Source organism: Weissella thailandensis, assembly GCF_005405465.1.
GTDB classification, from domain to species: Bacteria; Bacillota; Bacilli; order Lactobacillales; family Lactobacillaceae; genus Weissella; species Weissella thailandensis.
Window position 1 is genome coordinate 30,248 of sequence record NZ_BJEC01000003.1, and the last position, 18,348, is coordinate 48,595.

Annotated in this window: 18 protein-coding genes and 2 riboswitches; of the genes, 10 read left to right on the forward strand and 8 right to left on the reverse strand. The window is 38.9% G+C overall.

Annotated elements, in window-relative coordinates; translation table 11 throughout:
- Window positions 1-8: 8 nt before the first annotated feature.
- The 6 genes from FFM62_RS01840 to FFM62_RS01865 all read right to left on the reverse strand — a co-directional run bounded on the left by FFM62_RS01840 (window position 9) and on the right by FFM62_RS01865 (window position 7,815).
- Window positions 9-380: a hypothetical protein gene (locus FFM62_RS01840; RefSeq protein ID WP_115470575.1), complete on the reverse strand. Its 372-nt coding sequence runs from the start codon at window positions 378-380 to the stop codon at window positions 9-11.
- A 139-nt stretch (window positions 381-519) separates the two neighbouring features.
- Complete coding sequence (locus tag FFM62_RS01845; RefSeq protein WP_115470576.1) at window positions 520-1,206, reverse strand: ABC transporter ATP-binding protein; 687 nt, start codon at window positions 1,204-1,206, stop codon at window positions 520-522.
- Window positions 1,193-2,134 carry a FecCD family ABC transporter permease gene (locus FFM62_RS01850; RefSeq protein WP_115470577.1) on the reverse strand — a complete coding sequence of 314 codons (942 nt, stop codon included), beginning with the start codon at window positions 2,132-2,134 and terminating at the stop codon, window positions 1,193-1,195. Before FFM62_RS01850 ends, FFM62_RS01845 begins: the two co-directional genes overlap by 14 nt.
- A 9-nt stretch (window positions 2,135-2,143) precedes the next feature.
- Complete coding sequence (locus FFM62_RS01855; RefSeq protein WP_115470578.1) at window positions 2,144-3,007, reverse strand: ABC transporter substrate-binding protein; 864 nt, start codon at window positions 3,005-3,007, stop codon at window positions 2,144-2,146.
- A 7-nt stretch (window positions 3,008-3,014) separates the two neighbouring features.
- Window positions 3,015-3,782: an NEAT domain-containing protein gene (locus tag FFM62_RS01860; protein ID WP_115470579.1), complete on the reverse strand. Its 768-nt coding sequence runs from the start codon at window positions 3,780-3,782 to the stop codon at window positions 3,015-3,017.
- A 4-nt stretch (window positions 3,783-3,786) separates the two neighbouring features.
- Window positions 3,787-7,815 (reverse strand): NEAT domain-containing protein, encoded by a 4,029-nt coding sequence (locus FFM62_RS01865; protein ID WP_115470580.1) that lies wholly within the window; start codon window positions 7,813-7,815, stop codon window positions 3,787-3,789.
- Between the two features lie 194 nt (window positions 7,816-8,009).
- On the opposite strand from FFM62_RS01865, the gene FFM62_RS01870 reads away from it, so the two are divergent.
- From FFM62_RS01870 to FFM62_RS01880, 3 genes are all read left to right on the forward strand, one after another.
- The gene (locus tag FFM62_RS01870) at window positions 8,010-8,678 is read left to right on the forward strand and encodes a potassium channel family protein (RefSeq protein ID WP_115470581.1); all 669 of its coding nucleotides are present in this window, start codon (window positions 8,010-8,012) and stop codon (window positions 8,676-8,678) included.
- 291 nt (window positions 8,679-8,969) lie between these two features.
- Window positions 8,970-10,328 carry an amino acid permease gene (locus FFM62_RS01875; protein WP_115470582.1) on the forward strand — a complete coding sequence of 453 codons (1,359 nt, stop codon included), beginning with the start codon at window positions 8,970-8,972 and terminating at the stop codon, window positions 10,326-10,328.
- A 146-nt stretch (window positions 10,329-10,474) separates the two neighbouring features.
- Window positions 10,475-11,005 (forward strand): helix-turn-helix domain-containing protein, encoded by a 531-nt coding sequence (locus tag FFM62_RS01880; RefSeq protein ID WP_165845870.1) that lies wholly within the window; start codon window positions 10,475-10,477, stop codon window positions 11,003-11,005.
- A gap of 75 nt (window positions 11,006-11,080) precedes the next feature.
- Here FFM62_RS01880 and FFM62_RS01885 read toward each other — a convergent pair whose 3' ends face one another.
- Entirely contained in the window at window positions 11,081-11,605 is a 525-nt protein-coding gene (locus FFM62_RS01885; protein ID WP_115470584.1) for a GNAT family N-acetyltransferase, read from the reverse strand.
- Between the two features lie 196 nt (window positions 11,606-11,801).
- Here FFM62_RS01885 and FFM62_RS01890 point away from each other — a divergent pair, with 196 nt between their 5' ends.
- Window positions 11,802-12,638, forward strand: a complete 837-nt coding sequence (locus FFM62_RS01890) for a DUF368 domain-containing protein (RefSeq protein WP_115470585.1) — start codon at window positions 11,802-11,804, stop codon at window positions 12,636-12,638.
- 158 nt (window positions 12,639-12,796) lie between these two features.
- On the opposite strand, the gene FFM62_RS10260 is transcribed toward FFM62_RS01890, so the two are convergent.
- Window positions 12,797-12,901, reverse strand: coding sequence for a putative holin-like toxin (locus FFM62_RS10260; protein WP_222610183.1), 105 nt, complete (start codon window positions 12,899-12,901; stop codon window positions 12,797-12,799).
- A 248-nt stretch (window positions 12,902-13,149) separates the two neighbouring features.
- Window positions 13,150-13,239: riboswitch (TPP riboswitch) on the forward strand.
- Between the two features lie 93 nt (window positions 13,240-13,332).
- Window positions 13,333-13,422: riboswitch (TPP riboswitch) on the forward strand.
- Window positions 13,423-13,464: 42 nt separating this feature from the next.
- Between FFM62_RS10260 and thiS the strand changes: the two genes are divergently transcribed.
- The 6 genes from thiS (at window position 13,465) to FFM62_RS01925 (ending at window position 18,305) form a co-directional block, all read left to right on the forward strand.
- The gene (gene thiS / locus FFM62_RS01900; protein WP_115470587.1) at window positions 13,465-13,662 is read left to right on the forward strand and encodes a sulfur carrier protein ThiS; all 198 of its coding nucleotides are present in this window, start codon (window positions 13,465-13,467) and stop codon (window positions 13,660-13,662) included.
- A gap of 18 nt (window positions 13,663-13,680) precedes the next feature.
- Window positions 13,681-14,331: a sulfur carrier protein ThiS adenylyltransferase ThiF gene (thiF, locus tag FFM62_RS01905; RefSeq protein ID WP_115470588.1), complete on the forward strand. Its 651-nt coding sequence runs from the start codon at window positions 13,681-13,683 to the stop codon at window positions 14,329-14,331.
- Window positions 14,332-14,344: 13 nt separating this feature from the next.
- The gene (locus FFM62_RS01910) at window positions 14,345-15,115 is read left to right on the forward strand and encodes a thiazole synthase (protein WP_115470589.1); all 771 of its coding nucleotides are present in this window, start codon (window positions 14,345-14,347) and stop codon (window positions 15,113-15,115) included.
- 2 nt (window positions 15,116-15,117) lie between these two features.
- Window positions 15,118-16,326 carry a hydantoinase/carbamoylase family amidase gene (locus FFM62_RS01915; RefSeq protein ID WP_115470590.1) on the forward strand — a complete coding sequence of 403 codons (1,209 nt, stop codon included), beginning with the start codon at window positions 15,118-15,120 and terminating at the stop codon, window positions 16,324-16,326.
- Window positions 16,327-16,329: 3 nt separating this feature from the next.
- Window positions 16,330-17,556 carry a dicarboxylate/amino acid:cation symporter gene (locus FFM62_RS01920; protein ID WP_115470591.1) on the forward strand — a complete coding sequence of 409 codons (1,227 nt, stop codon included), beginning with the start codon at window positions 16,330-16,332 and terminating at the stop codon, window positions 17,554-17,556.
- 296 nt (window positions 17,557-17,852) lie between these two features.
- Window positions 17,853-18,305, forward strand: a complete 453-nt coding sequence (locus tag FFM62_RS01925; RefSeq protein WP_115470592.1) for a MarR family winged helix-turn-helix transcriptional regulator — start codon at window positions 17,853-17,855, stop codon at window positions 18,303-18,305.
- Window positions 18,306-18,348: the final 43 nt, after the last annotated feature.

An 18,348-nucleotide genomic window follows, 5' to 3' on the forward strand; every position in this document is an offset into this window, starting at 1 on the left:
CTTATCGTTTAATTCTTGTCAGGTTTTGAGTTGGTGTATTTGGTGAAGAACGCTGGTACTATCTGAGCGAGTGCGATGACAATAAGGACAGCTATGTTACTTAAATTAGGCACCGTTAGTTCAACAACTAGATAAACTACTAAAATAAATACTATCCAAATTCCCCGTAAGTGATTAACTGTCGATATTCTGTCTTTATCTTTAAATTGGGGATGTTCACGCTCGTAAAAATAGCTGGCGACTATTACTATCAGCCCTGCTATACATAGCGCTAAGAATGACCAGCCAAAATTATTAGTGAGTCCCTTAGTGCTGATATAAGTAGCTAATAATATAATCCACCAAATTGTCATATATGTCCCATATTTCCAATCAATCATCTAATCCCTCCTCTTTGGGGATATTGTAACATTTTTATATACTTAACTATTAATAAATTCCTAGTATAAAATAAAAAACACTAATGGACGAAATAGTATCGTGTCCATTAGTGCTTTTTGTGCCATACAGATAACAAACCTATTTTGGTTGAATAATCGTCTGATTAGGCGTTTTTATTAATTGCAATGGCGTCTCAAAGGCTTCAGAAAGCAAATCAATTTGATTATGCATCAGTGCAGCTGATTCACTGACCAAATCAGCAGTACGGCGTAATAACCAAATATGATGGCTGTAGCGAAATGCTTGGTTTAAATCATGCAGCACCATTAACACGGTCATTTGTCGCTTTTCTTGTAGCCGTTGCAACGTTTTTAGGAACAATTCTTGAAAATGTAGGTCTAAGAACGTTGTTGGCTCATCTAAAATTAATAGATCTGGTTGTTGTTGTAAAACAAACCCTAACCAGGCAAGCTGTTGCTGTCCACCAGATAAATCAAACATACTGCGGTCTAGTAAAGGTGTTAGCTGTAAAGCTTCAATCAATTCCTCATCCATGGTTGCTTGGCTAAGTTGTAGTAATTCACGAACAGTCAAAGGTTCATATAACTGATTGTGTTGTGATAATACGGCAACATGCTTTGCCTGACTAATTACTGAACCACTATCAGGTAATAACTCTGCTGTTAATAGTTGAATTAAGGTTGATTTACCAACACCGTTTGGACCAATCAATGCTGTGATCTGATGTGCAGGCAGTCGCGCTGACACATTATCTAATAATTTATGTTGACCACGGCTAAAAGATAGATGATCAATGTCGAGCATGGCGACCTCCTTTGATTAACATTAAGCCAAATAATGGACCACTGATTGCTAACAAGATAGCACTAGTTGGCAATTCTTTAGGTGCCAACACTGTCCGTGCAATCGTGTCAGCATTTAGTAATAGTAAGCTTCCCCATAAGGCGGTTGGCCAGAGTAAATGCTGACTTTTTTGTTTTGGACTCATAAAGCGAGCAATTTCTGGCAAGATAGCACCTAGGAAAAAAACAATCCCGATGAGGCTGGTTAAAGCCCCGGTCCACAAGCCAATGGCTAGTAGGACGAACCAAATTGTTTTTTCTTCTGAAATTCCAAGTAGTTTTACTTGGCGAGAAGGGAGTGCAAAATATTTCAAATTTGACCAAACAAAGATAATCAGAATCCAACCAATAATGGTTACCATAATCAGCTGCATGACTTGTGGCCAGCTGACTGTGCTTAGCGATGGCAATGGCACACCTAAACCTTCGCTGGTAATATTTGTTAATGCTTGGAAAGTCATTGCCGTTGCAATACCCAGCAGAATCAACCGTAACGGTGGTTGCTGTTTAGGTAAGACAATGAACCAGATAGTCGTTAACACTAATCCGGCAAAGCTACCAAGTAAAACATTGCTGTTCAGCAAATTAGGTAAAAAAACCAGGAAAGCAATGAGCAAAAATTGACTACCATTCATAATTCCTAGAATTGAAGTATCAACGAGTTGGTTTCGTAAAACGCTTTGCAGTAGTAGTCCGCTGATACCAATCAGGGAACCGCTAATCACAGTGACTAGAATTCGCGGTAAACGGTAATTAATAATTAATTGCCAAGTGTCATGATTTCCTTGCATGACTTTTACTAGCGAAACCGGGGTGCTGCCGACAACCAATGCAATTAGGATGCTGACAATCACTAAGATGGCCAAAATAAATCGATAATATTTGGACATTGTCTCCTCCTACTTTTTGAGCCAAGTCCGAATTTGTTGATAAGCTTCAGGTGCATTTAAATTGGCCGTCATGCTGAATTTTGACTCCTTAGCACGGTAAACATGCCCTTCTTTAACAGCCGGAACGTTTTGCCAGGTTGATTGTTTAAACAAGCTATCAAAATTCTTAAAGACACTGTCGGGCATTGCGTGAGCCATTGTAATGATAACCGTTGGTTGTGATTGCGCAACTTGTTCAGCATTCATAGAAACAAATGGACTTGAACCTGACCCAACAACGTTACCACCAGCTTGGTTAATTAAGTCACCAACATAACTATGCTTTGTACCAACTAAGAATGAACCACCAGGCATCCCCATTAATAACAAGACATTTTGTTGTTTCTTGGGATGTTGTTGTGGCAATGACAGAGATTGATTTAGCTTTTTAGCAGCAGCATCTTTATGGTAAGTCTTACCCAGAGAAGTCACCGCTGATTTGAGGTCTGATAGTGTATCAAACTTCAATTGTTTATGCTTAATATCATCACTGTCTAGTTTTTGTTGATAGTCTGAAGCAATAGCAGCATCCAAATAGACCAAGTCGGGTTTTAACTGACCAATTTTCTCCAAATTTGGGGCAACGTGATTACCAACTTGCGGTAAATCACGATATTGCTTAGGGAGCGATTGCTGATCACCAGGCGTTGGGACACCAACTAAAGGTATATCTAGTTGGTTAAATATTTGCGCCTGTGCATTGGTTGTCACAACGATTCGTTTTGAAGTGGTCGTTGTGTTATGAGTTGGACGCATCATTAACCAAACCCAACCAGCACTAATAATTAATAGTATGACCAACAAAATGGTTAATACTTTTTGTTGTTTTCGCATAGGATAATTACTTCTTTTTTAGATTAATTACTAACCCAAGAATAACACCAATTGCTAGTCCACCACCGACGATAGCAGCGACAGGCAATTGCTTATCCTTATTTTGGTGAGTTTCTTTGGTCACTTGTTTTGTAGCTTTTTGGCTGCTCTTACTTGTAGCTGACTTGCTCGTTTCACTAGAACTAGTAGCTGGCTCAGAACTTTGGCTTGCTTCAGTTACGCTAGAACTACTTGCAATTTCAGTTGAGCTCGTGGCTTGTGAACTGGCCGATTGACTACTTGAACTTGAAGCTTGACTAGATGCAGATGAACTTGATGATACTGCAGCAGGTACTGCTGAGGCATCAAGTGATAAACCAACAACATAGTTATGATGGTAGTTAATACTATTAACATCAACCTTAATCGCTGCATTATGACGAGCTTTTAAGTCCGTTGTTGTGAAGCTATAGGTGATGGTTTGTGAATCACCTGAGTCGCTTCGTGAAACGTTAGCACCAGCGCCGTCAATATTCAAGATTTGTACAGGATAATTACCAAGGTCCTTTTGGGTTGTAACTGACGATGTGACATTATAACTACCGTTCCCAGTTGGAGTTACTGTTGCAGATTTTGCAAAGTAAGCGGCCGCATAGGATGTATTTGATGAACCATTCTCCAGTACCTGCATCGGTACGTTATATGATTCAGCATGAACTGGTAATTGTATACCAAACATAAATAGTAGCAATGCAAAGGTACTTAATAGATAGCGTAAATATTTTCTGTTAGTCATCTACTTACCCCTTCTTAAAGAAGTTGGTCAATAGTGATACACCAACATATCCTAAGGCAGCAGCAATAATACCACCAGCGATAATAAGGACATTACGTTGAGTTGAGTTATCTTTTTGATCAGCTTTGGCATTCTTGGCAACATTTGTACCAGATTTAACGGTAGCTTTTTTATCTGAATTAGCCTCTTTATTAGCCTTCTTATCAGTCATTTCATCGGCCTGTTGCTCAGCATTAGCATCATTATTTTCAAATGTGCCTGTTGCGGCTGGGTCGAATGTTCCACGTGAAACACTGTTGTTCAATGGCATCGTCATTGTGTCACCAGACATGTTTGGCAAACCAGTTGTTGGTTGGGTTGCCTCACTAGCATTGTTCAGCGCACGACCAATAACTAAACGAATCGTGTAAGTATGGTTATAGTTCAATGGCGCTGTGAAGTGTACATGAATCTTTGTGTTGATTGGTGCTTTCACTTCGTTTGCTGATAATGAGAACTTGTAAGTTGCTTGGTAGTAGTTACCAGTTTTAATGTTACTTACGCGTTTAACTTGATGAGTACCATCCATAAATGAGATTGGTGCTGAACCCATCATTGTTGGCGTATGAGTTGTGACATAACCGGTATATGAGCCGTTACTATTCTTAACCAATTGAATGGTTGGCAAGAAGTATTGGGCAGCAACTGAGGTGCTATTACTATTACCTTGCAAAATCGTTAGTTGATGCAAAGTTGCATTTGGAACAAGCGTTTGAGGGCTTTTTGATAAGGCAGTACCAGTATTGATTTTATTGGCAGTTGATCCTGTATGAGAAGAATCATTAGTGCCATCACCATTATCGGTGGCACCCTTCTTGATACTATTCATATCAAAGACTATGTCAGCATTTGGCTTCTCTGTGAAGTTTAAATCAGAAACATAAATCGTCATACTAGCTTTCAGTTTATTTGATAATGCAGAAACAGGGACAGTTACTGTCCAATTATTACCACTTGCCTTAGCAGTGACGCCATTCACCGAAAATGCCTTCATCATTGACATGGCATTATTCTTTGTTGCAAACGTGATGGTTGCTTTACCACTTTTAACAGTAATATTTGCTGGCGACTTCATGTAAGTCTTCATCGTTGAATCAGTTTTGGTACCAGATTTGTAAATAGCGTAGTTTATAGAATACTTACCATCTTTGGTGATATCAGCCTTTGAATCTTTTTGGCTAGAAGAACTGGCAGAACTTGAGCTGGTCTGGCTTGAAGATGATGCGCTTGATGAATGAGACGCACTAGAATCACTAGCTTGGCTAGCAGCAGAACTTGAACTAGAAGAACTACCACTACCAATGTCACCCGTCTTCTTAACACTACTCATATCAAAGACAATGTCTGCACTTGGATGTTCGGTAAAGTCTATTTGAGAGACGTAAACTGTCATCTTAGACTTCATCGTTTTTGATAGGTCAGAAACGGGGACCGTTACGACCCAATTATCACCATCAGCTTTAGCGTTTTTATCGTTAACAGAAAATGCCTTCATCATTGACATAGCATCATTCTTTGTTGCAAAGGTAATGGTTGCTTTGCCATCCTTAACAGCAACTTTAGCTGATGACTTCATGTAACGTTTCATTGCTGAATCAGTCTTGGTACCAGACTTGTAGATAGCATAGTTTACAGAATACTTACCATCTTTGGTAATGTCAGCTTTAGTATCTTTTTGGCTAGAAGAGCTGGCAGAACTTGAGCTGGCCTGACTAGAAGATGAAACGCTTGAAGCATGAGAAGAACTAGCAGAACTTGAACTTTCCTGATTTGAAGACGAAGCACTTGATGAATGGGATGCACTAGAAGAGCTAGCTTGGCTAGAAGATGAACTTGAACTTGAACTAGAAGCATTACCATCACCATTGTCACCCGTCTTCTTAACACTGCTCATATCAAAGACAATATCTGCACTTGGCTTTTCAGTGAAGTCCATTTGAGGAACATAAATTGTCATCTTAGACTTCATTGTCTTTGACAGGTCAGAAACAGGCACGGTTACTACCCAATTATTGCCGTCAGCTTTAGCGTTCGTACCATTAACAGAAAAGGCCTTCATCATCGACATAGCATCGTTCTTTGTTGCGAAGGTAATAGTTGCCTTACCATCCTTAACCGCGATTTTAGCCGGCGATTTCATGTAGGTCTTCATCGTCGAATCAGTTTTAGTACCAGACTTGTAGATAGCATAGTTTACAGAATACTTACCATCTTTGGTAATATCAGTTTTTGAATCTACTTGGCTAGAAGAGCTAGCAGAACTAGAGCTGGTTTGACTTGAAGATGAAACGCTCGAATCATGAGAAGAACTGGTAGAACTTGAGCTTACTTGGCTAGAAGATGAGTTAGAACGGTCCTTACTTGAAGATGAAGCACTAGAAGAACTGTTACTATCTTTGTCAGGACTGGTTTTCTTAGTACTACTCATATCAAAGACAATATCTGCGCTTGGCTTTTCAGTGAAGTCGATTGCGGCAACGTAAATCGTCATGTCGGATTTCATTGTCTTTGATAATTCAGAAATAGGAACAGTTATGACCCAATCATCACCATCAGCTTTGGCGGTGGTGCCGTTGATCGAAAACTCCTTCATCATTGACATAGCATCGTTTTGCGTTGCAAATTTGATCGTTGCTTGATCATTTTTAACGGTAATGTTTGCCGGTGACTTCATATAGGTCTTCATCGTTGAATCAGTAGTTGTACCTGACTTGTAGACATTATAATTAATAGAATAAGTGCCGTCTTGCAAGATGTCTTTGTCAGATGCTGCCGTTGATTCTGATGATGAGCTATATGAACTGTTACTATCACTTGTTGTACCAGCAAGTGCGGGGGTCATATCAAAAGTAATATTTGAGTTATAACCCTTACTTGGACTCATTGGTACACTAGTGAATGATGCCAAAGTCACTTTACCATCTTTGTCAGGCGTCAAATCCTTAGTTGGGATAGTGAAGTCAACGGTTGTTGCGTTATCAACAACTGAGTTTGTCTGACCATCAAAAGTGACTGATGGAATCATCTTCATCATGTCGGGAACTTGGTAAGTCACACTAACCACACTAGTTGACTCACCAACTTTAACGTTGAATTCCTTGGCGAAGAATTTATCCATCTGGCTATCAGGGCTGACCGCAATTTTGTAGTCACCTGTCTTTAGGTTACTTTGTTTAGCAGTATCGTTAACTGTTGATCCTGTTGACGAATCACTCTTGTCTTCGGCATTAACAGTTGATGAATTAGTGTCAGTACTTTTTGCTTTATCATCAGCCACGACACTTGATGAAGTTGTATCATTATTAGATGACTGTGAATTGCTGCTGCTTGTTTGACTTGAGCTAGAAGGTGCGACGCTCGTGGTTGTGCTTGAATCAGCAATTGAAGAACTTGAACTTACTTCAGAAGAATTTACTGAAGAGCTTTCTGAGCTAGCGGAACTAACTGAGCTTGAAGAAGAACTTGTGTTAGCGCTAGAGCTAGCAGCCGTTTCTGGCTTAAATCCTTGAATTGCTAGGCGAATATCGTATTTATGATCATAATCCATCGCATCAAGCTTAACGTGAACCTTCGTTTTGATAGGTTGACCACTAGCCAATTCATCGGCTGTCAAAGTTAGACGATAAACTGTCTGGTTATGCCCATTTTTTTCGGTGGTGCCCATTTCAACAACTTGGTGCTGGGTATCCTCACTCGAAATAGGCTTATCACCTAGATTAACTGGTGTATTTGAAGTTAAGTAGGCATAGTAATTACCATTAGCCTGCTTCTCCAATGAAATAGTGTCTAGATAAAACTGTGATGCAGTCGAAGTTGCATCTTTGTCCCCCTGCAAAATTTTCAAAGCGTAATTCTTTTTGGTGGTAGCAGCTTGCGTCGTCTCTGTTTCGGAAGCGTTAACAACGGTGTTAACACTTGAAACAGTTGTCGTTGCTAGCATACTTCCAAGAACAACTGTTGAAAACAATGTTGCAGTTCGTGAAAAAGTACTCATAACTGTCCTAAAACTCCCTATATAATATTAAATTTTGTCCTATATATAAGACTTCACACAAAGTTCATGAAAAGTTCATAATTGAACATAGCTAATTTTAAAGCTTATTTTTAGGTTAATCAAGCTATTTAAATTTATAGTCTCGATACCATTAGTGATAGAATAAATTAAAGAAAAATTGAGAGGTTACCGATATGAAACAGACATATGCGATTATTGGTTTGGGCCGTTTTGGGAGCTCATTACTAGAATCGCTAATAGACGCTGATCAAGAGGTTTTAGCAATTGATAAAGACCCAACGTTGGTTGAAAGTTATATGGATATTGCAACTCATGCGGTCATTGCGGATGCTCAGGATGAGGATGCTTTGCGTGATTTAGATTTGGCCAGTTTCGACCATGTTGTGGTAGCGATTGGTCATAATCAACAAGCTTCAATTTTGACAACCATTCTATTGAAGGACAATGGTGTTCGTCATGTGATTGCTAAAGCTGAAACTAATTTGCATGCACGCGTACTGGATAAGGTTGGTGCTGACCAGGTTGTCAGACCTGAAAATGAAATGGCCCACCGTTTGGCTGAACAATTGATGACCCCTAACCTACTTAATTTTATTGATCTAGGGGATAAATATTCATTGGGAGAAATCAAAATTGTTAGTTTGCGCTTTGCTAATAAAACAATAGAAGACATTGATATTAGGAAAACTTATGGTTTAAATATCATAGCTATCCGTTCAGAAGACCGTGTTATTATCACGCCAGAACCTGATGAGCTGATTCAAGTGGGTGATGTGTTAACTGTTGCGGGTGAAACAAAAGATGTGAAGCGTTTCGAATCATTAGTGGCGAAAATTAGGTAGTCATTGCTATTGACTATTAAGGTCAAACGGCATATAGTTAGTCATACTAATTTGTGTCTTGAGGAAAAAAGAAGTTATTGGTTATTGATAATATCTAGAGAGATTTGTGTTTGGTGAAAACAAATTATTATCGGCTAGTAAAGGAGCTTTTGGAGAGACGAAAATTACCTGTAATTAAGTGGCTTAGTCAGCGACTAAGAATTAGGGTGGAACCGCGTTATTAAACGTCCCTATGTCAAATTTAATTTGGCATGGGGACTTTTTTGTATCCTCATGCAGTGAGGTATATTTATGGATAATCAGTCGGAACGTGAATTATCACGTGGTCTTAAAGCACGTCATGTGCAGATGATTGCTATTGGTGGCGCGATTGGAACGGGACTATTTTTAGGATCAGGATCGGCAATCAAAGCGGCAGGGCCAGCGCTCATTTTGGCGTATGCAATAACAGGTTTATTTGCATACTTAATGATGCGCGCAGTTGGTGAATTGCTACTATCAAATACAAAGATACGGTCATTTATTGATTTCGTTCGGATTTATTTGGGTGACAAATGGGAATTCGCGATTGGTTGGGCATACTGGTTAAGTTGGGCAAGTTTGGCGATGGCAGATTTAACTGCCAGTGGTATTTATTTGCGTTATTGGTTCCCTTCCTTACCACAATGGGTAACACCATTAATTGTTATTATTGTCTTGGTCACTTTCAATTTGATTAATGTCCGTTGGTTTGGTGAGTTGGAGTCATGGTTTGCTTCTATTAAGGTATTTGCGATACTTGCCTTAATCGTGGTTGGAATTGGTTTGGTCCTTTCTGGATTCCATACTGGTGGTAATACTGCCAGTTTTGGTAATTTGGTTTCACATGGTGGTTTCTTTGCCACTGGGTTTAAGGGCTTTATCATGGCCTTTCCAATGGTAATCTTTGCCTTTACCGGAATTGAGATGGTTGGTTTAACTGCTGGTGAAACAGAAAATCCGGAACGTGATTTACCTAAAGCTATTAATTCGGTGCCATTAAGAATTGGTTTGTTCTACGTTGGTGCAATTGCTGTTATCATGTCAGTTTATCCTTGGAACCAAATTGATACGTCACAATCACCATTCGTTCAAGTATTTTCAGGGATGGGAATTAACTTTGCCGCAACCTTAGTAAACTTTGTGGTATTAACGGCTGCCCTGTCGGCTGCTAACTCAGCAATTTTCTCAACTTCACGTACGTTATATGTGTTGGCTAAAAATAAACAAGCACCAAAGTCATTGGCGCGAGTTTCGAAAAATATGGTGCCAGTTACCGGGATGTTAGCATCAGCAATTGTCTTTTTAGCAGTCGTATTGCTAAACTATTTCTACCCATCAAAGATTTTCGAAATGATCACAAGTGTTGCCACGATGAGTTTTATTTTTGTTTGGATATTGATTTTGGTTGCTCATATTAAATATAAGCAAACGGAGAAATCTGCTCATAATCCATACAAGATGCCTTGGTTCCCAGCAACCAGCTACTTAACGATTGGTTTCTTTGTCGTTGTGCTAATTATTTTGGCATTCGACCCATCAACAAGACTATCAGTCTTCTTAACCATCATCTTCTTTGGATTGATGTTAATTGGTTATAGTTCATGGTCAAAACATTTAAATAAAGTATAAATTATTGATTGGTTGGAAAGTATCTTAAAGATTTCCAACCAATTTTTATTTGCTTTAAATCCTATCACAACGGGGATGCAACTATTAGGTGCTTGGTAATTATGCCAAAATTCGATAGGTTATTAGTATTAGGAGGAATGAGAGTTATGGATTTAGGGTCACAGATTAGAAAACAGCGTGAAGCAGAAAAATGGTCACAACAGGTTCTAGCTGATAAGTTACATATTTCGCGTCAATCAATTTCTAAGTGGGAACAAAATACAGCATTACCCAGTTTCACTAACATTGTGACCATGAGTGAATTATTTGGTATTTCTTTAGATGAATTTATTAAATCTGATACGCAGTTGGTTGAAAAAATCGATGCCAAAATGAAAATGTCAAAGATACTTAAAGCAATTATTATTAGCGCTATAATTGCGTTTATCATGTTTATTGGTCTGAAAATATCTAGTATTGATGTTTATAATATTAGTTCGTATTTTACGGACTTAGGTGCTGTTTTTTTGATTATCATTATGTTTAAACTAGATTGGCATAAATTAGATAAAATTGTTCCCAGACATATCATTATACTAATAGCCATTACAGTCATTTTATTTTTAGTTCCAGCAATCAACGACTTTATATTGAGTCTTATTGACGGATTTCAAGATGGACTTAACGGCAAATCATAGGATATTAAAGAAAGTGGTTGAGACAAAGTAAATGTCTCAACCACTTTTTGTTCTAAGCGTAGTTTGTTTTGCTCGCTAATCCGTTAATAACAATTGAAAGGCCAGTCGATCTCCGTTTGGCACGGGCATCTGAACATGACCACGATAATCGAAATCAGCTTTTTTAATAGTCTTTTGCATGCCTTTATTCATTTCATGCGTATCAATGCGGATGTCACGATACCCATGGTCCAAAGATAACATCACTAAATCATGAATAAGTTGATGAGCCAGTCCTTGACCACGAACTTCAGCATCGATTGCGATACGATGTAAGGTCATGTACTGTGCATCGTTACCTAACCAAGAACCATCAATTTCTTCGTAGGCTTTTTCTGGACCAGACACTAGTTTTCCAACCCCAGCAACTTTGTGATTATGAATTAAGACATACATAACACCCTGACGGATATCTTCTTCAAATTCTTCGCGACGTGGTTCGGCTGATCCTTGCCATTGTGGTGAATTTTGACTACCGAGATATGCGACAGCTTGTTGAATGATACGGTAGATAGCATCAATATCTGAGGACCTCGCTTGACGAGTATAAGTTAATGGCATAGGATTTATCCCCTTACATGTTTAAATTTTGTATTTAATTATATCAAATAATGTCCATGACAGTAGTTAAAAAATAAGCTAATAAAACCTGATTTTTTAACTTATTATAAGGAAAGTTTAGTTATACTTAACAGTAAGGGCTTTTTGCTCGTAATGACTAATACACGATGAATTAAATGAAATGAGGAAATAATCAATGCAAAAACGACCAGGAGATAGTATCTTCCGTGCTGTTAAAGGTGCATTAATTGGATCAGGATTTATTTTACCAGGCATTAGTGGTGGTGCTTTAGCTGCCGTATTTGGATTATATGAACGATTAATTTTGTTTATGGCTAATCCATTGAAAAATTTTAAAGCAAATGTGCGTTTCTTTATGCCCGTGGGTATTGGCGCAGTGATTGGGATTTTTTTACTATCATTTTTGATTAGCTTTATGCTTGGAGAAATTGAGAGTGTGGCCCGATGGTTCTTTATCGGCGCAATTTTAGGAACCGTGCCAACATTATGGTATGAAGCAGGAAAAATGGGTCGTTCAAAATGGGACATTAGCTTAGTCGTGATTGCGGGTAGTTTAATGTTAGTATTTTTATGGTTTGGTCGGCCGTTATTCTCAACGATTGAGCCAAGTATGCATGCTTGGTTCTTAGCGGGTGGTTTGATTGGATTAGGATTACTTGTTCCGGGATTAAGCCCATCTAATTTTTTGATTTATTTGGGGTTGTATAAAGGGATGAGCGATGGTATTAAGACCGGTGATTTGACGGTTTTGGTACCGCTAATATTAGGACTACTAGTGATTGTCCTTGTGTTAGCTAAGGTTATGGCCTATATTTTCAAAGTTGCCTACGCGAAATTATTCCATATGATTTTTGGTATTGTCATGGCTTCAACGGTCATGATCGTCCCCGTAGATTATACTGGTTTCACCATTTGGCATTATTTGTTCTCGATTGCCCTACTAGCCTTGGGAACATGGTTAGGTTGGTGGATGGGCCGTTTAGAACAGACAGTTAAGCCTGCAACGATGTAGTTGAGGGATTGTTATACGTAAAAATCGCCAACTATAGTTGAGTCATGTTATAATATGAATAGAAAAAGAGCCCTGTGGCAACAGGACTCCTTGTAGAACCGTTAGACGGTAGCAAAATCTAAGTTGAAATAACCGTTAGCTCTGCTAAGCTAAGACGGTTATTTTTTTTTGCTAATTTTAATTAGCTCAACAACTAATGTGATTAAGGACACAATAAAAGTGCCAAACATCAGCATCAGTTGTAGGGCATCTGAAATCGACACCCAACTACCCCTTTCTTTAGAATCTGGTTTCAATATGGTTATTACACCATAAGCACCACCTCCTCTTTAGTATAGGAATAGCTACCATCTTAACTTTTCTACTTGTCGTATTATACAGAATAAAACATTGATTGATTATCTAATTTTTGAACGTTGATAAAGGCAATATATTAACATTTTTTGAAAGCGGTTTCTAAAATTAGTTGTATTCTACAGATAAACATGCTATGGTTATCTTGTTAAGTTAATTAACGTATCTGGGGTGCTGAAAAGCTGAGAACATACCCACTGAACCTGATTTGGTTAAAACCTGCGCAGGAAGATACAGTCCGTATATAGATTTTGATGGGCAGTCTTTTTGTGAAAACAAAGAGACTGCTTTTTTATTTTATAAGGATTGAATAGAGCAATTGGCAAAACTAAATCTAAACAACCATCGTCTGGGGTGCCGAAAGGCTGAGAACATACCCATGAACCTGATGTCGTTAATACGATCGAAGGAAGTGCGATATTTGACTGTGTGCAAATGCCCTTCTTTCAAGATCAGAAAGGAGGGCATTTTTTTGATTATTTTAAATGGTGAAGAAACAGCCAACATGGCTGGTAAAACATTAGCTGATTTATTACAAGAAAAAACAGATATGATGCAAAACGTTGTGGTGGAATTAAACGGCAAGATTATGCATCGTGAGGAATTAGCAAATCAAACATTGTCAGAAAATGACCATGTTGAACTAATTTCTTTTGTTGGTGGTGGTTAGAAAAGAGGAAAAAATAAAATGACGCCAAAGTTTCAAGGAGTTGCGGTTAATGATTTCTTTATGGGAATGAAGGAACGTAACGTGGCTGGTACGACTGAGCCTTTACAGAATGCACGTGTCACGATTGCAGGTGCTGGTGGTTTGGGCTCAAATATTGCGATTGCACTAGCGCGTAGTGGCGTTGGTCATCTAACAATTATTGATTTTGATATCATCGAAATGAGTAATTTGAATCGACAACAATATAAAGTTAGCCAAGTTGGTATGCCGAAGGTCGTGGCATTAAAGCAGAATTTGTTAGAATTCAATCCATTTATTGATATTGAAATCTATCAAGTTGAAATTACACCTGACAATATTGAAACGTTATTTGCTGATTGTGATATCGTTTGTGAAGCCTTCGATAACCCGATGGCAAAAGCGATGTTGTTAGATGGTGTAACCAATTATTATCCTGACAAGCCACTTGTAATGGGTAACGGGATGGCTGGATTGCATATAACGAATGAGATGCAGACGAAACAGCAATTATCAAATGTATATATTTGCGGGGATGGTTACAGTAAAGGCCCTGAAGGATTGATGGCACCTCGTGTGATGGTGTGTGCTGGTCATGAAGCCAATGCCATTTTACGTTTACTGACTGAGCAACCCGTTCTAGCAGAATAGGAGATAAATAATCATGGTCGAAAGTAATGATGATTTAATTATTGGTGGTCACTACTTTTCTTCACGTTTTATTTTGGGATCAGGTAAGTATTCATATGAATTAATTGATTCTGCCATTCACCATGCCGGTGCCCAAATTATTACGATGGCATTGCGTCGTACTTCTACGAGTGAAGAGAACATTTTGAATTATATTCCAGATGATGTGACTATTTTGCCAAATACATCTGGTAGTAAGAATGCTGAGGAAGCTATTCGTATGGCACGCATTGCCCGTGAGTTAAGTGGTAGTGACTTTATTAAGCTTGAGGTCGTGCCAGATCCAACTTATTTGTTACCTGACAATGAGGAAACCATTAAGGCAACGAAGGTGTTGGCTGATGAAGGGTTCATTGTGATGCCATATATGCTACCCGATTTAAATGCCGCCCGTAAGTTGGTCGAAGCAGGTGCTGCAGCGGTGATGCCATTAGGTGCCCCTATTGGAACTAACAAAGGTTTGGCAACTAAAGAATTGATTCAGATCTTAATTAACGAGATTGATGCGCCAATAATCGTTGATGCTGGTATTGGCCGTCCAAGCCAAGCTGCCGAAGCGATGGAAATGGGTGCTGCAGCGGTCATGGCTAATACAGCTATGGCAACAGCTGGTGACATTCCACTAATGTCAGAAGCCTTTAAATTGGCTGTTGAAGCTGGTCGTAAGGGTTATCTGGCTCATCCAGGACGTGTCTTGGATAAGAAGGCAGCGGCATCATCACCGGTTAGTGGTATTAGTAAATAATTATGTTTAGTGAAGAGCACCAACTAGCTGATTTGTTAAATCAATTTAATACGACAGCTGATACTGGTCAAAATCGCTTAGTTTATAGTGAGCAGTGGCTACATAATCAAAAAACATTGATTTTATTGGGCCAAAAGTATGGTGCCAAAGCAATAGTTGATGATTATGGGAACGTCTCATTGGATTTTCCTGGGCAAGAAGCGACATTACCTATTGCGACTGGTTCACATATGGATACAGTGCGACAAGGTGGTCGCTATGACGGTTTGTATGGTGTCCTTGGTGGTTTTTGTGCCATTCAAAAAGTGTACCAACAAGGTAGTTTGCCTAAAAAGCCGCTACGGTTAATTTCTTTTAGTGAAGAAGAAGGTAGTCGTTTTCCAGCGGCTTTTACCGGTTCAAAGCATTATACAGGCCAACAGCAACAAGTCGCTGCCTTGGTTGATGAAACTGGCATAACATTTGCACAAGCGCGAGAAAATGCAATCAAGCAATTGCAGGCTATGCCTGATGTTAGGCGACAGCGAGCGCCCTTGCCAGCCAATTTTACTGAATTGCATATTGAGCAAGGACCACGTTTGTCCCAAGCTCACCAATCAATCGGGTTAGTAACCGGCATTGTTGCACAAAATCGTTACAATGTGACGGTACATGGACAAGCAAATCATGCTGGTACAACGCCGAGGGCACAACGCCAAGATGCTATTGCCACTGCCAGTCATCTAATGGCAAGGTTATATGATTTAGTTGATCGGTCCTCGAATAGTTTGACGTTTACGATTGGTGAAATTCGCGTGTCACCTAATGTTAGCAACGTCATTGCTGAAAGTTGTACATTTACGATTGATTGTCGCGAGGAATCCGATGAACGATTAGCCACCTTTTTGTCAGCTATGAACACAGTCGTCAAGCAATTTGATAATGTCACAATCGAACAGACATTACATGTTCCTGCTACCCTTTTATCACAGGCATTAAGAAAACAAAATGCTGAGATAGCCACTCAAATGAAGTTCCCCTTCCGAGAGTTATTTTCGGGTGCAGGTCATGATAGTCAAATTATGAATACAGTCGTGCCAACAACCATGATTTTTGTGCCAAGTAAGGCTGGAATTAGTCATGCGCCGGCTGAATATACAAAAATGTCAGATTTGTTGATTGGTGTGGCATTGTTAACTGCTAGTTTATCTGCTCAAGCAAATGAGGCATAAAAAATGCGAGGAAAAATCCAACTAACAACGCAAATTATTATTGGTATGGTCATTGGGGTGATCTTGGGTGCCGTTTTCGGTACCAAAATTGCCGGTGTTAAAATTATTGGTGATATTTTTTTAAGACTCATTCAAATGGCCGTCATTCCCTTAGTTTTTTGTACGGTAATTGCAGCCATTGGTAAATTACCGACCAAACGATTAGGGCGATTGGGGGTCAAAACAGCTGCCTGGTTTATGGGCACGACCTTTATAGCGGCTTTAGTAGGTCTTGTATTAGGTTGGTGGTTCAAGCCAGGTGTTGGGATTGATCTAAAACTAAATCCTGAGTTAGTCGAAAAATTAACCGGCCATCCAGTTTCTACTTCAGATATGATTTTGGGCTTTTTCCCTACTAATATTTTTGATGCACTTGCCAAAGGTAATACAATTCAAGTTATTATCTTTGCGCTATGCTTTGGGGTTGTTTTGAGTAAGGCAAATAACCAGCAAAAGTATCAAGGGTTGGTTAATGGCTTAGAAAAGCTTAATCAATTACTGGTTGATTTGATTCAATGGGTATTACGACTAGCACCGCTTGGTATTGGTGCTCTGATTGCTTCAGTAATCGCTGAGAATGGTTTAACAGTCTTGATTCCGCTGTTTAAATTTTTAGCATTATTCGGTATTGGTACATTAGTATTTTTAGCGGCCTTGTTTGGCATGATCATGCTGCGTGCACACATGTCTTTACGGACGGTTATGCACGGCTTTTCTAACATCTTACTTATTGCGATGACGACAACATCTTCAGCAGCCTCCCTACCTGTTGAAATGCATGATGCCGAAAAGCGATTAGGTATTAAGAAGGAAATTAGTGAATTAGTGTTACCTTTGGGGATGGCACTGAATAGTAACGGCCTTGCGATGTACTTAGCCTTATCTTGTGTGACCATGACACAATTTTATGGTTTGTCCTTATCATTTATCATGATGTTTAAAATCGTGATGTTGGCCATTGTGGCTTGTTTAGGGACAGTTGCGGTACCTGGCGGTGGTTTAGTTGCCCTTACGATTATCGTACCAACGCTTGGCTTACCGTTAGAAAGTATAGCTTTGTTGGCAGGTATTGATTGGTTTGCCGTTATTTTCCGAACGGTGCTCAATGTTGTTGGTGATACAACAACTGCCATTATGATTGCTGCTGATGAAAAGCAGTTAAAACAAGTTGGTTTACCAGCGAAAAATTAATTGAAAGAGGTTGGGACAAAACAACGGTCCCAACCTCTTTGTGCTAAAAATGCATTAATTATAAGGTTATAAATTTAGCATAAACGCGTTCCAAAAGTCTGAAGCCCCAATATAACGTTATTTACGACATTCTTGTCCTTCGCTTTGCTACGGCCAAAAATGACGCAAATAACGTTACAAACCGGCTTCAAAGCGACTTTTGTCTCGTTCTCTTTTTGTATCATTTAGGTTATTTACAAAGTAAATGGAAGTGATAGAATTTAGTGTAGCAAGCAACATATTTTTGGAGAGAAATTATGCAACAAACATTCTTGGATGAAATTGGACCACAGATAAAAATTGCGAATACGTTAATTGAAAAGGAATTAAATAGCCGGGTCGCAAGTTTAATTAGCGAGTACCCTTTGACGGGACCACAAATTACGTTAATGGTTTATTTATATGAATCAAAAGGTAGAACAATCACGCAAAAAGAAGTTGCTGATAAATTTGTTTTAAGCCACCCAACGATTCGTAGTATTGTCAAACGGCTAGCTAACCATGGCTTGGTTGATGTTGGTTATTTAGAAACGGATCATCGCCAAGTTACGCTTTCCTTATCAAATAAGGGTTTTCAATTACTTGAAAAGCATATTGATGATATTCGGCAAACGATGACAGATGTTAATAAGCAAATTGTCAGTCAGTTAAGTGATGCAGATATTCAACAATTACAACAGTATCTAAGTACGATTATTCATCATTTTTAATGGTGTTTTTTGTATAAAGTGTAGCATGCTACATATTATAAGG